Annotated in this window: 12 protein-coding genes; 11 read left to right on the top strand and 1 reads right to left on the bottom strand. The window is 46.3% G+C overall.

The window, feature by feature from the left end:
- Nucleotides 1–72 precede the first annotated feature (72 nt).
- The 5 genes from spoIIID (at nt 73) to AC0YN6_RS15390 (ending at nt 3717) form a co-directional block, all read left to right on the top strand.
- Nucleotides 73–360 (top strand): sporulation transcriptional regulator SpoIIID, encoded by a 288-nt coding sequence (gene spoIIID, locus AC0YN6_RS15410; protein ID WP_475747888.1) that lies wholly within the window; start codon nt 73–75, stop codon nt 358–360.
- A gap of 124 nt (nt 361–484) precedes the next feature.
- Entirely contained in the window at nt 485–1477 is a 993-nt protein-coding gene (gene mreB / locus AC0YN6_RS15405) for a rod shape-determining protein MreB (RefSeq protein WP_475747887.1), read from the top strand.
- Between the two features lie 173 nt (nt 1478–1650).
- Nucleotides 1651–2514 (top strand): flagellar hook-basal body protein, encoded by an 864-nt coding sequence (locus AC0YN6_RS15400; protein ID WP_475747886.1) that lies wholly within the window; start codon nt 1651–1653, stop codon nt 2512–2514.
- Between the two features lie 32 nt (nt 2515–2546).
- Nucleotides 2547–3386, top strand: a complete 840-nt coding sequence (locus AC0YN6_RS15395) for a flagellar hook-basal body protein (RefSeq protein WP_475747885.1) — start codon at nt 2547–2549, stop codon at nt 3384–3386.
- 16 nt (nt 3387–3402) lie between these two features.
- Entirely contained in the window at nt 3403–3717 is a 315-nt protein-coding gene (locus AC0YN6_RS15390; protein ID WP_475747883.1) for a DNA-directed RNA polymerase subunit beta, read from the top strand.
- Nucleotides 3718–3846: 129 nt separating this feature from the next.
- Here AC0YN6_RS15390 and AC0YN6_RS15385 read toward each other — a convergent pair whose 3' ends face one another.
- Complete coding sequence (locus AC0YN6_RS15385) at nt 3847–6051, bottom strand: Ig-like domain-containing protein (RefSeq protein ID WP_475747881.1); 2205 nt, start codon at nt 6049–6051, stop codon at nt 3847–3849.
- A gap of 245 nt (nt 6052–6296) precedes the next feature.
- Between AC0YN6_RS15385 and AC0YN6_RS15380 the strand changes: the two genes are divergently transcribed.
- The 6 genes from AC0YN6_RS15380 (at nt 6297) to AC0YN6_RS15355 (ending at nt 13269) form a co-directional block, all read left to right on the top strand.
- Complete coding sequence (locus AC0YN6_RS15380) at nt 6297–6830, top strand: CDP-alcohol phosphatidyltransferase family protein (protein WP_475747880.1); 534 nt, start codon at nt 6297–6299, stop codon at nt 6828–6830.
- 173 nt (nt 6831–7003) lie between these two features.
- Nucleotides 7004–7435, top strand: coding sequence for a 3-hydroxyacyl-ACP dehydratase FabZ (fabZ, locus tag AC0YN6_RS15375; RefSeq protein ID WP_475747879.1), 432 nt, complete (start codon nt 7004–7006; stop codon nt 7433–7435).
- Between the two features lie 33 nt (nt 7436–7468).
- Nucleotides 7469–9196: a phospho-sugar mutase gene (locus AC0YN6_RS15370; RefSeq protein ID WP_475747878.1), complete on the top strand. Its 1728-nt coding sequence runs from the start codon at nt 7469–7471 to the stop codon at nt 9194–9196.
- A gap of 35 nt (nt 9197–9231) precedes the next feature.
- Entirely contained in the window at nt 9232–11376 is a 2145-nt protein-coding gene (locus tag AC0YN6_RS15365; RefSeq protein WP_475747876.1) for a DUF5693 family protein, read from the top strand.
- Nucleotides 11340–12500 carry a polysaccharide pyruvyl transferase CsaB gene (gene csaB, locus AC0YN6_RS15360; RefSeq protein WP_475747874.1) on the top strand — a complete coding sequence of 387 codons (1161 nt, stop codon included), beginning with the start codon at nt 11340–11342 and terminating at the stop codon, nt 12498–12500. Before AC0YN6_RS15365 ends, csaB begins: the two co-directional genes overlap by 37 nt.
- Nucleotides 12501–12564: 64 nt before the next feature.
- Nucleotides 12565–13269 carry a WecB/TagA/CpsF family glycosyltransferase gene (locus AC0YN6_RS15355; RefSeq protein ID WP_475748114.1) on the top strand — a complete coding sequence of 235 codons (705 nt, stop codon included), beginning with the start codon at nt 12565–12567 and terminating at the stop codon, nt 13267–13269.
- Nucleotides 13270–13317 lie beyond the last annotated feature (48 nt).

Here is a 13317-nt window from a genome sequence, read left to right as displayed (position 1 = left end):
TTGACCACAACGAATATATACGATGCCTACTCATATAATGTACCAAACTATCTCGAGTAGGGAGGCGGGAACGTGCACGATTACATTAAGGAGCGAACCATTAAAATAGGCCGCTGCATCGTGGAAACGAAGCACACGGTGCGAACGATTGCCAAAGAGTTTGGTGTGTCCAAAAGCACGGTGCACAAGGACTTAACGGAGCGGCTTCCTGAAATAAACCCCGATTTGGCCGATCAGGTTAAGCACATTCTCGAGTACCACAAATCAATTAGACATCTTAGGGGAGGGGAAGCAACCAAGATAAAGTATAAGAAAACGAGCACAAAGAAACGTGAAGTACTAGCTGCAGGTAAACCCTGAAGTTTTTTCACGAATTATAGAGGAATTTTGTCTTTTTTGGCGAATAATAAACGTTAGCGGTTTCCATGTCAAGGGAACCAAATGTACGTTTAGTAATTATTATTCGTTGGGGGACTTAAGCCTTATGTGGAGCAAGGATATTGGGATTGATCTTGGTACAGCAAATGTATCCATACATGTAAAAGGAAGAGGCGTCGTACTCGATGAGCCTTCAGTTGTTGCCATTGAAAGCGATTCGAAGCGCGTGCTGGCAGTAGGTGAGGAAGCTCACCGCATGGTAGGGAGAACACCTGGTAATATTATTGCGATACGTCCGCTGCGTGATGGTGTTATTGCAGATTTTGAGATTACCGAAATTATGTTAAAAGCATTTATTGATCGCGTCGAGGGACGGAAATGGTTGAGCCGTCCCCGTATTCTTATTTGTGCTCCTACTAACATTACTTCAGTGGAGCAGAAAGCCATTCGTGAAGCTGCAGAACGAAGCGGTGCAAAGGAAGTATTTCTTGAGGATGAACCAAAAGCGGCTGCTATAGGGGCTGGAATGGATATCTTCCAGCCTAGCGGCAATATGGTCGTTGATATTGGCGGAGGCACGACGGATGTGGCCGTTCTTTCTATGGGCGACGTTGTCACTGCCTCCTCTATTAAAGTTGCAGGGGACAAGTTCGACGATGCAATTATGAAATTTATCAAAAATAAATACAAGCTTCTAATTGGTGAAAGAACAAGTGAAGATATTAAGATTAAGATCGGTACGGTGCTTGATGGCGGACGCCAAGAGGAAATCGATATTCGCGGAAGAGATATGGTATCGGGTCTGCCTCTTACACTAACGATTCGCTCAGGCGAGATTCGCGAGGCCCTTTGGGATTCCGTTATGTCCATCGTAACAGCTGCTAAAACGGTGCTGGAGCGAACGCCGCCAGAACTGTCAGCGGACATTATTGACCGCGGTGTCATTCTAACAGGCGGGGGAGCTTTGCTGGGCGGACTCGATGCGCTTCTAGCAGAAGAACTCAAGGTACCTGTACTCATTGCGGAAGATCCGATGCACTGCGTAGTTAAGGGAACAGGAATCCTTCTAGATAACTTGGACAAGCTCGGGAAGAAGTAAAGACGGTGTGCGACCTGGGAATTGAAGTTTTGCGCGGGTAGGGAGCCTTAGGGGGGCGTAGCCGAGGCGTAAATGAGTCAAAGGTCGCATGGACAAGCTATTCAGACAGCCTTGCTTTCAACCGATAACATATATAGTTAGGATCGTTTGGAAGTACTAAGGAGGTAACAAAGATGTTAAGAGGAATGTATACCGCTGCGTCGGGCATGATTTCTCAGCAGCGCAGACACGATACGGTTACCAATAATATTTCTAATATAAATACGCCTGGATACAAACAAACCAATGCAGTGACTCGTTCGTTTCCGGAAGTGATGCTGTCATTGACAGGTGTAGGTAAAGAGAATATACCGAACATTGGGAAACTGACAAACGGTGTATTTGCGGAAGAAAGCTTGTCTATCCATTTGCAAGGTGACTTGACACAGACGAATAATTCGTCTGACTTTGCATTGGTCTCCAACATTGAAATGGATGGGTTATCCTTTGACGCATCCGGTAAAAATATTGGACCGGATGGAGAGGTTACGTTTCAGCCGCAAGCCTTTTTTACACTACAGGATCAAAATGGTGAGATTCGTTATACAAGAGGCGGGAAGTTTACGCTAACTGAGGACGGCTTCCTTATGGGAAGTGACGGGTCGAGTGTCCTTGGGACGAACGGACAGCCAGTGCAGATGCCTGCGGGTATTGGTCTAGACAGACTGGTTCTGACAGCAGATCAACGTTTCACTGATCCGAGTGGGGAAGATGTTGGCGTTCAACTGCTTATTAGCCGTATTGATAATCCTAACGAGCTTGTACGTGAAGGGAACGGAAGCTTCCGATTTGCTGGAGAGGATGGCGAAGCAGTCGCTATCGCTCCGAACGAGCGTGTTGAAGTGAGACAAGGATACATAGAGCGTTCTAATGTGGATACTGCGCAAGCGGCAGTTGATCTAATGTCGGCACTCCGTGCTTATGAAGCGAATCAGAAGGTTATCCAATTTTATGATCAAAGCTTAAGCAAAGCAGTCAACGAAGTCGGTCGCGTGTAACATTAGGTTGAAGAAGCGGAGGTGCACAAAGCATGAACAGTTCTATGATTAACGCAATGGTATCGATGAATGGGCTTCAACAGAAGCTGGATCTTCTCGCTGATAATATTGCCAATGTCAATACAGTGGGTTACAAGCGCAAGGAAGCAACGTTTCAGGATCTTCTAACTAACGCTCGGGTTCAACCTGAGGCTTTCAATCAGCCTGGTCGAAAAACACCAATGGATTTCACACAAGGCTGGGGTTCGAGAATGACAATGGTTCAGCCTAATCTGTCTCAAGGTCCTATGCAGTTGACAGATAAGGAAACGGATATTGCGATTGAGGGAAATGCGCTGTTCGAGGTGGAAGTGGACGACGCTGGCAACCGTGCATATACGCGCAACGGTGCGTTTCAGTTGACGGTGGGCGCAAACGGTGATACGATTTTGGCAACAGAAGACGGTTATCCGGTAGTAGCTAACGTAAGAGATACGGCTGGAAACGAAATTGAAGGCAATATCGTAGTACCTCAAGGGTACAGTTTAAAGGTGAATCCGGATGGGACGGTACTTGGGGTATCTTCTCAGCAAACGATCCAGCTAGGCAGCATTAAGCTGCTGCAAGCGTCGCGTCCTGCGGCGTTGACTGCGGTTTCTGATAATCTGTTTGTTGTTGCGAACGGGATTAATGTTGGTGATGTTGTACAGCTGATCGAACCGAATTCGGAAAACAACATTGAGCTGCGTCAGGGATACTTGGAGCAATCCAATGTCGAGCTTACGGACGAGATGACCGAGCTTATTAATGTGCAGCGCGCTTATCAATTGGCTGCTAGAGCGTTATCGTCAAGTGACACGATGATGAGTCTTACAAACGGACTGCGCGCATAAGGATAGGATGATGTTTATGAGTATGGCCGATGAGCAGATGGACCTTGATACTAAGGGAACCGATAGTAAAGCGGAAGAGAGAGGCTCTGGAAGGCAGAAACGCGGTGGCCGCGTGAAAGCCGAAGGGAGCTCCAATAAGAAGCAACGGCCCAAAGGGGTAAGTATGCTGCTGTGGTTTTTACGCAAAAGCATCGTACCATTAATAATGGTCATTATGCTAGTGGCAGGCTTGTACATTGGTTATGTCGTGATAGGTAAGCAGCCAGGGGACGAGGTTTTCAGCTTTGCTACATGGCGACATCTGTATGATTTAGTATTTGCTGAATCTTAATGATAAAAAAAGGATTGCCCGCTGCGCAGCATTTGCTGCATAGCGGGCAATCCTTTTTTTGCGGCTGCGATTTGATAAGCAAGTGTTAGACTCGTCATGAGACTAGCCTAACACTTGCTGCATGCAGGGCTACTTTACGCTTACTCTTATCGTAACGGTCTTGCCTGAATAGGTTGCTTTAATGGATGCAGATCCTTTGCCAACCGCAATGATTCGTCCATTGACTACAGTTGCGACACTAGCTTTGGAAGATGTCCAAACCGCTTGATCGGTAACGTTAGCCGGATTTCCGGTCGTAAAGTTGGCCTGCAGACTAGCTGTATAACTTCCTCCTGGGCTGAGCTTAACCGATTTGCTTGAGAGGACAAGTGATTTCAACTTCGGTGATACCACGATCGGCACAATGACAGTCTTGCCTTGATATGAACCGGTTATTTTAGTCGTTCCTACGGCAACGGCTCTAACGGTTGCACCGCTAACCGTTGCAATGTTTGGATTTCCTGATTCCCAATTCATTTTTGATCCTAGTGAAATTTGCTTGCCGCTCTTGTAGTAACCAGTAACCTTGACCGATTTGGATCTGCCAGGGTAAAGATCCAGAGAAAGTGGATCAACGACAAGCTTGACGATTTCTTCTTCTACTTTCACCCGTACAGTTACACTCTTATTTAGATAAGTGGCTGTAAGCGTGATGCTCCCTACTTCTAAGCCCTTCATGGTCGTCTCTTTCAGCACGATATCCTCTGATGTGGTTTTCCATTTCACTCTGCTTGAAATATCTTCCTCTTCTCCGTCCGTATTAACGACGGTTACGGAAGGGAAAGGTGTTTCTTTTCCTAAAATAAGACTAAGTTCCTTTACGCTAGTAATCAATTTCAAGGGCTTCATATGCACGATTAATTTTACACTCGTTTTATGACCTTGAAGAGTTGCGGTAAGAGCGGATTCTCCAAGAGATTTGGCCGTCCATTCGTTGTCTTTAATGGTGGCTACTTTCTCATCTGCAGAAGTCCAAGTCACGATTTTGGATACATCAATCTTCGTGCCATCAAAAGTCGTTGCCATCACGATTGGAAGAGCTTCGCTGATCCCGGTAAAACCGTCAATGGTTTCTACTTCTACACTAAGCTCATTAATACTCGGATATACCGTAACTTCTATACTGCGGCTTACGCCCTTATGGCTTGCCGTAATTCTAGTTGTACCAACAGATTTAGGTGTAACCTTACCTGCTGAAACGGTAGCTACGATGACGTTTGAGGACGTCCATTCGGCTTCGCTTGTAATATTGTAAGAAATACCTGAATTATTTAACACATCTGCTCGAACTTGCAGCGGTTCATCCTGCAGCAGCAGATGGTATTCCTTCTCGGGAGAGAGCTTAATCGATTGATAAACAGTACGAACGACGACATCAATAGAAGTGCTCACTCCCTTATATGATACGGTTATCGTCGTTTTACCAGCGCTTACCGCTGAGATTACGCCTTTTTTGACAGTAGCTATTTTGTCGTTGGAGCTTGTCCACTTGGCTTCATTTGTAACCGCAAGCGTGCCGCCAGTCTTAGGGGCTACGGATGCAGTTAATGTTTTGTCATCGGAGCCGATGTTGAGCTCGACCAAGTTGCCTGAAGTGCCCGAATCAATCGTAATTGATTTGTATGGCGAGGTAACATTTACTGTAATGGTATCAGCTTTTCCCTTTACTTTGGCTTTGATTGTAACGGCTCCGACACCTAATAATGTAACAACACCTTCATCGACTGTTGCGATCTCAGTGTTGGATGAGGTCCAAACGGCGTCACCTGTTACGTTTTTCGGCTCATCGCTTCCTTTCAAGCCGTTTAGCGTAAATGCTAATTTTTGATCAATTTCAATATCTGTAGTTGTTGGTGCCGTTGTTCCGTTCTGCATCAGGGTTACGGAATCATAAACATAATCTGATGAAGCTTTGATGGAGATCGTGTAGCCTTTATAAGTAGCGCTTATCGTTGCGGTTCCTTTACCCACACCTGTTAATACGCCTTTTTCCACTTTGACGAGAGCCGTATTGGATGATTTCCATGTTGCATCCGCTGTAACTTCCTTTTTATCCCCTGAAATGGTCGCGAATACCGCTAGATTGACCTTATCATCATCAACAAATGTTTCCAGTGATGACGTGCTGCTGTTGTAATCCGACGAGTCATAGGTAAAATCAATGCCTGTTACCGTATCTTCTGCAGCTTCTACAACTCCAGTTACTGAAGTCATGACAATTGCGAATGCGAGCGCAGCTACAAGCCATCTGCGTGTTGCTTTCAACGACTTACTTAATTGTAAACTTAAATTCACTACATCCCTGTCCTTTCTTGTTTAAAATAATTGGTATTCTATTTATAACGGTAAACAGAAGTTGAAAGTGAATAACGATCACGAAATGTTAACATAAAAAGATTGCAAATAGTCAGTTAGAACTAGCTTCTACAAATTACTTAGCATGTTAGGAATAGCGATAGTTTTATTTTTATGGGAGGTAGTTGTATAATAGTTGGGAACCATGGTGGACAGTCAGTAATAGGTGGAGGAGCGGTGAATAGTTGAATCTGCCGAATCTATTAACATCATTGCGTTTTGTATTCATTCCAGTCTACATCGTTGTTTTTGTAGAAGGTCACATGATACCTGCTTTTTTGATTATGGTTGCTGCGGGTGTGACAGATGTTCTTGATGGTTATATCGCGCGCAGAACAGGTCAAGTTACAGTGGTTGGAATGATGCTTGATCCGCTTGCGGATAAGCTTATGCTAATCACGGTTATTGTATCGCTGCTTATATCCGGTCATATTTCTTGGGCAGCGGCTGCAGCGATGTTTTTGCGCGATTTGGGCATGATAGCGGGAGGACTATATTTTCACTTTCGAGGAAAAAAGACGGTTCCTGCCAATTGGATGGGAAAGCTGACAACCGTGCTTTTCTATGTGGCGATTATGCTTATTTTCTTTGAAGCTCCGAATGCTCACTATTATTTGTGGGTGGTCATTGCCTTCTCATTTGTGACTTCAATGATGTATATCGTGATGTTTAGGGCGCTGAATAAACATATAACGGAGACACCAACCGGACATTCGTGATAATCAAGTCACTACATATGAACAAAGAGGCTTGGCGTAGGACACTTCGGGTCCAAGCAGCCAAACCTCTTATCTTAACCTTCATAAACTGCAGTTTATGAGGGATATGTATAGTATCGTACAAAATGTTACTTTTTATACTACCTAACTATTGAAAGGGGCTTTTTTTAAAAATGATGGACATTAATCAAATTCAAGAAATTATTCCGCACCGCCCGCCGTTTCTTCTAATCGATCGGATTTTGGAGGTTGAGCCAGGCGTACGCGCAGTCGGTCTCAAAAATGTTACGATGAATGAACCTTACTTTGTGGGTCATTTTCCAGGCTATCCCGTTATGCCAGGCGTACTTATCGTAGAAGCGCTCGCGCAGGTGGGTACAGTAGCGATGCTTATGATTGAAGCCAATCGCGGAAAACTTGGTTTTTTTGCTGGCATCGATGGATTCCGCTTTCGCGGTCAAGTAAAACCTGGCGATACATTAACGCTTGAGGTTCAGATTACAAGACTGAAGGGTTCTATTGGTAAAGGGCAAGGAACAGCAAGGGTTGGCGATCAAATCGTTGCCGAAGGCGAGCTTATGTTTGCGTTATCTAATCCTTCATAAATATAAATTCATGAATGAAAGAGGCTGCTAATTATGACGAATCCAACAAATGTGAGTGTTATTGATAAATATGAAGCTTGGCTTAATGATCCGCTTATTGATGCAGGAACAAAGGATGAACTTCGCGGTATAGCAGGACAAGAAAAAGAGATAACGGATCGTTTTTATCGCGATCTTGAATTTGGTACAGGCGGCTTGCGCGGCGTGATGGGCGCAGGTACAAATCGTTTGAATGCTTATACGGTCGGTAAAGCGACACAGGGACTTGCTAATTGGCTCCTTGCCGGCAGATCGGCTGAAGGATCAACTCCTTCGGTTGTTATTGCTCATGATTCACGCAACTACTCACCTGAGTTCGCACTGGATGCAGCGCTTGTGCTTGCGGGCAACGGCATTACTACTTATTTATTTACTGCGCTGCGCCCGACACCACAGCTTTCTTACGCGGTGCGTGAACTGAAAGCATCCAGCGGTATTGTCATTACGGCAAGCCATAATCCGCCTGAGTACAATGGATATAAAGCATACGGCGCAGACGGCTGCCAGCTTATTCCGGAAGAGGCGGAACAGGTTATTTCTGCAATCAGTCAAATCGCGGGGTTTGATGAAGTGAACAGGTTGAGCCGTGAGGAAGCGGAGGCTAAGGGCTTGCTGCGCTGGCTTGGCGATGATGCTGATCAACAATTCATTGACACGGTAGTAGCTCAAAGCTTGAATGCTGATCTCATCAAAGGGGAAATCGGTGAGAAAATCAGCGTCGTGTTCACACCTCTTCATGGGACAGGCAATATGCCTGTGCGCGAAGTATTGAAAAAGGTCGGTTTCAAAAACGTGCACATCGTACCGGAACAAGAGCAGCCAGACGGATATTTTAGTACGGTTAAGTCTCCTAATCCGGAAGAACGTGAGGCATTCACACTTGCGATGAAGCTTGGACAGCAGGTTAATGCTGATATCATTATCGGTACTGATCCCGATGCGGACCGTATGGGCGCAGTTGTGAAAAATAACGAGGGCGAGTATGTGGTGCTTACGGGTAACCAATCCGGTGCGCTAATGGTATATTACGTACTTAGCCAGTTGAAGGAACGCGGGCAGTTGCCAGACAATGGCGTTGTTATCAAGACGATTGTAACAAGTGAGCTAGGTGCTGAAATTGCTCGTTCATTTGGCGTAGCTGTTGAGAATACGCTGACGGGCTTCAAATATATCGGAGAGAAGATGACTCGTTATGAACAAACGGGTGAGCACACTTTCCTATTTGGCTATGAAGAGAGCTACGGTTATTTAACGGGCACCTATGCACGTGATAAAGATGCGATCGTTGCTGCGCTTCTGATTGCTGAAGCTGCAGCTTATTATAGCAATCAAGGAAAGACGTTGTACGATGTTCTGCTTGAGCTGTACAAAGAGTTCGGTTTCTATCTAGAAGGCTTGGAGTCACGTACACTTAAAGGTTTTGACGGAGTTCAGAAGATTGGCGCTATTATGGATGATTGGCGTCAAAATCCGCCTGTAGAAATCGGCGACATTAAAGTAGAGCAAGTACTCGATTACGGCAAAGGTCAGGATGGCCTACGCCCAGAGAACGTATTGAAATATTTGCTTGAGGACGGTTCATGGTTCTGTCTGCGCCCTTCGGGCACAGAACCAAAAATCAAAGTTTATTTTGCTGTTAAGGGTGAGTCGAAGGATGATGCTGCTGAAGCGCTGCAAACATTGAAGACCTTCGTTATGGAACGGGTAGACCGTACCGATTAAAACGATTATTAACAAGTTTAGAACGGAGGAATTGTGTGTTTTCACGTTGGCAGCAATGGAATCGGCGCGCAAGATTTGTACTTTGGATCATTGCAATACTTGGAGTAGCGGCAGCATTGCCGCTCGGTGCCGTTCGGATGGAAATGGAAAAGACGTCGAAGCAAGTAGACTATGTGTTTGATTACCGTGATGTTATTGAAGTTGCAGAGAAGCAGGCAAGGCCGCAGCAATTCCTAACGGAGAAGCTGGCTATGCTGAAGGAATCCGGTGTTACTACGATGGCTGTCTATGAAAGTTCACTGAAGGATTTACAAACTTCAGGCAGACTGACATTTTACAGCAGTAGAGATGCTGCGCTGCTGCAAAGTAAGTTCGAGCCGGTAGGTCAAAACTTTACTTATATTTTATTTAATGGACCCAAAGAAGCAGAAATGATTGGTCCAATCGTGCGCGAGGCATTGGATCGTTCAGAGGCTGTATACAGCGATTGGTCATACGGCGGCCGTAATGGTCTAGTTGTAGAAATGCCAATTTCAGAAGCGATTATGAAAACAATGGATTTTGACCCTATGTCCTTAGAAACGATTCATAATGCAGGGTTTAATATACTGCCGCGTTTCTCTGATCGTATTAAGCCTTATGATCAGGCTGCTACGGATGCTGTCCTTGCGAGATTGAAGACATATGGGGTTGACCGTGTATTGTTCGAAGGCGATAAAGTAAAGGGCGCATCAGATCAAGCGATGGACAACAGCCTGTATCAATTCGGTGAATTGCTCAAAAAATACGATATGGGCGTTGCTACTATCGAAAATTTGAAAAAACCGCAGCAAGGCATAAATAAATTAGCTTATATTACAAATTATAATGTAGTGAGATTATATTCTTTGTCAGATAACGATGGGATGACGATGAAGCCAGAAGCGATTGCTGATCGTTTTCTGCTAGCGGCAAAGGATCGTAATATCCGTATGTTTTTCTTGAATGGGACAGCCCAATCGAATACGGATAAAGCTCAAGTTGTACATTCTTTGGATCGAATCGCGGAGGCGATGAGTGAAAAAGGCGGTATAGTAGAAAAGCTTTCGAAGGCAGGCTTTACACCTGGCAAACCAAAACCGTTTGATTATGAACAGCCTTCGTGGAACAAACCGGTACGTGCAATTGTTGCCGTTGGCGCAATCGCATTAATTACGTTGTTGGCTGGTGCTTTTATTCCTGGTGTCTATATTCCGGTTTTTGTTATCGGTTTATTTGGCAGCGCAGGTTTGTACAAGCTTAACAGCTCGCTCATGGAGCAGGCGCTCGCATTAGGTGCTTCGATTGCAGCTCCTACTCTGGCTCTTGTGTGGGTGATGAACCGGATTTATTCCCGCACAGTCGGAGAACGTCGTGTTATTGGCGGAGCGAAATGGTCGGTAGGTCGGAGTCAGCAAGGTCAGGCTCCTCAGCAGTCAGGCGCTGTCTATGAGAACGGCAATCGCATGAAGTGGATTTTCCCTGCGTTGTCTATTGGAAGACGTTTTGGTTTAGCTTTGAATTGGTTTATTGTGGCGACACTAATCTCGCTTATGGGAGCGCCGATTATAGTTGGATTGTTGAACAATATTACGTACAATCTCGTATTAGAACAATTCCGCGGAGTAAGTGTGCTGCATTTGGCGCCGATTGCATTGGTAGCCATTTATGTATTTTTCTATAACGGACAAACTTCAATCGGGAAGCTGCGCAAGCTGCTAGCACAACCGATTACTCTAACGTGGATTATCGTAGCTTGTTTCATTGGTGCTATCGGGTTTTATTACTTGTCTCGTACAGGAAATAGTGGACAAGCTCCTGCTATTGAGCTGCTTATTCGCGGCTGGTTGGAGTCTACATTCGGTGTACGACCGCGCTTTAAAGAGTTCATGCTTGGTCATCCGCTGCTGCTGCTTGGTCTGTTCCTAGCACTGCGCTACCGTGCAGCATGGCTGCTTGTCATTGTCGGTTCTATTGGTCAATTGACGATGGTGGATACATTTGCGCATCTTCACACGCCGCTTCACATTTCAATGATTCGTGTAGCGCTCGGCTTGGGTACAGGTATTATTATCGGCTGTATTTTGATTTTGGCGTGGCAGCTAATGGAAGGAGCAATTCGTAAATGGGCACCAGCAATCATTCGCAAATTCGTCGAATAGTCATTTCAGGCTATTACGGCTTCCGCAACAGCGGTGATGAAGCGGTACTCAAATCGATTTTGCTTGCATTAGAAGAAGAAGGTAAGGCACAGGGCGTACAAATTCAGCCGATTGTCTTATCGGCTGATCCGGCTTGGACGACCCGTATGTATGGAGTTGAAGCTGTTCGACGTATGCATCCGGCGGACTTGATCAAAGCGTTGAAAGGAAGCGACGGTCTGATTAGCGGAGGCGGGAGCCTCCTTCAAGACGCTACAGGCACGAAGACGATTCCTTATTATACAGGTGTCATGAAGCTGGCGCAGCTGCTCGGAAAGCCGACGTTCGCATACTCTCAGGGTATTGGTCCTGTAAATCGGCGCTGGATGGACCCGCTCATCCGGGGAGTGATGAAGCGTAGTAGCTATGTATCCGTTAGGGATACGGAGTCAGCCGCTTTGCTCGAGAGGATTGGCGTTCCTGGTGATCGGATCGATGTAGTGCCCGATCCAGTCATGGGCTTGCTGCTTCCAGCTGGTTCATCTGCAGCTTCTGGACAAGCCGCAGCCAAGATTAGCCCTCCTGCTGCGCCGCTAGTCGGTGTGTCACTGCGCCGCTGGCGCAGCGACGGCGCCGATCTCGAGCGCGCCGCCGAAGCGCTAGTCGCGCTGACGAAGCGCATGCCAGTACGGCTGCGCTTCCTGCCGTTCCACACCCCCTCCGACACAGAAGCGTCGGAGCAGGTGATGGAACGGCTGCGCGGCCGGCTCGGCAACGGTTCCACCGCCGAGCTTGCCGCGCCCGGCGACGACCCCCAGCAAATGCTGCTGGAGGTCAGCCGGTGCGACGCTTTGTTCGGCATGCGCCTCCATGCGCTTATCTATGCTGCAGGCCAAATGGTTCCTATGCTTGGCTACTCTTATGACCCAAAGATCGACCAATTTCTCGGTCGATTAGGCCTCAAAGCCGTCGGCACGACCGAGCAGCTTGATGCCGAACAATTCGCAGAAGCAGCTTGCTTGCTGCTATCGGACAAAGAGAGCTGGCAGGCAGCACACAAGCCAGCAATCGATCTTTTAAAACAACAATCGCAAAGACCGGCGCAACAAATTGTACATTTGCTGCGTCATACAATATCGAGGTGAGTTCCTCTTGTCGAAACAAATACCAACTGTGCCGATATACGGCATACCATTCTCCAAGGTGAGCATGGATGAGACAGTCAGTTACTTAATAGAAAAAATTGAAGCAAGACGGGTAACGCATGTGATTACGGCAAATCCGATTATGATTATGTCTGCCGTCGAAGATCCGAGCTACAGTAAAATGATGCGACGTGCAGATCTTATCGTGCCTGATGGAGCTGGAGTTGTATGGGCAGCCAAATACGTAGGACAGCCAGTTGCAGAACGAGTGACAGGGTTTGATCTGTTGCATCGTCTTCTGCAAGAAGGCGAGACGCGTAAATGGAAGGCCTATCTGCTTGGCACCTCGCAGGAGATTATTGAAGCGGCGGCAGAGAAGCTGCAGCTGCAATACCCTCAAGTGAAAATCGTAGGTTATCGGAATGGATTTTTTGGCCCGGATCAGGATGAAGAAGTAGTAGAAGAGATTCGTGCGGCTACCCCTGATTTATTATTCGTGGCTCGAGGAGCGGATACGCAGGAGCCATGGATTGTGAAATTCAAGCATAAGCTGAATGTCCCTCTGATTATGGGCGTAGGCGGCAGCTTTGACGTTGTTTCAGGAAAACTAAAGCGAGCTCCTGAAATTTACCAGAAGCTTCGTCTTGAATGGTTTTATCGCTTGCTGCAAGAGCCGAAACGCTACAAAAGAATGCTTGTTTTGCCGAAATTCGTAGTGAAAGTGGTTCGCGACAAAGAAAAAGTAACAAAACATCGACCTACACCGTGAAATTCTCGTTAAAACCATGAAAATTGGATGAAAACGGGGTTGGAGTTT

It is taken from the genome of Paenibacillus sp. J22P15 (genome assembly GCF_056269345.1).
The sequence above is the reverse complement of the archived record's forward strand: the minus strand, read 5'-3'. Positions and strand labels throughout refer to the sequence as shown.

Bases quoted from the DNA above. Each gene is read 5' to 3' on its own strand.
- AC0YN6_RS15395 (WP_475747885.1), top strand. From the start codon at position 2,547: ATGAACAGTTCTATGATTAACGCAATGGTATCGATGAATGGGCTTCAA.
- AC0YN6_RS15370 (WP_475747878.1), top strand. From the start codon at position 7,469: ATGACGAATCCAACAAATGTGAGTGTTATTGATAAATATGAAGCTTGG.
- AC0YN6_RS15390 (WP_475747883.1), top strand. From the start codon at position 3,403: ATGAGTATGGCCGATGAGCAGATGGACCTTGATACTAAGGGAACCGAT.
- AC0YN6_RS15400 (WP_475747886.1), top strand. From the start codon at position 1,651: ATGTTAAGAGGAATGTATACCGCTGCGTCGGGCATGATTTCTCAGCAG.
- AC0YN6_RS15355 (WP_475748114.1), top strand. From the start codon at position 12,565: ATGGATGAGACAGTCAGTTACTTAATAGAAAAAATTGAAGCAAGACGG.
- fabZ (WP_475747879.1), top strand. From the start codon at position 7,004: ATGATGGACATTAATCAAATTCAAGAAATTATTCCGCACCGCCCGCCG.
- csaB (WP_475747874.1), top strand. From the start codon at position 11,340: ATGGGCACCAGCAATCATTCGCAAATTCGTCGAATAGTCATTTCAGGC.
- mreB (WP_475747887.1), top strand. From the start codon at position 485: ATGTGGAGCAAGGATATTGGGATTGATCTTGGTACAGCAAATGTATCC.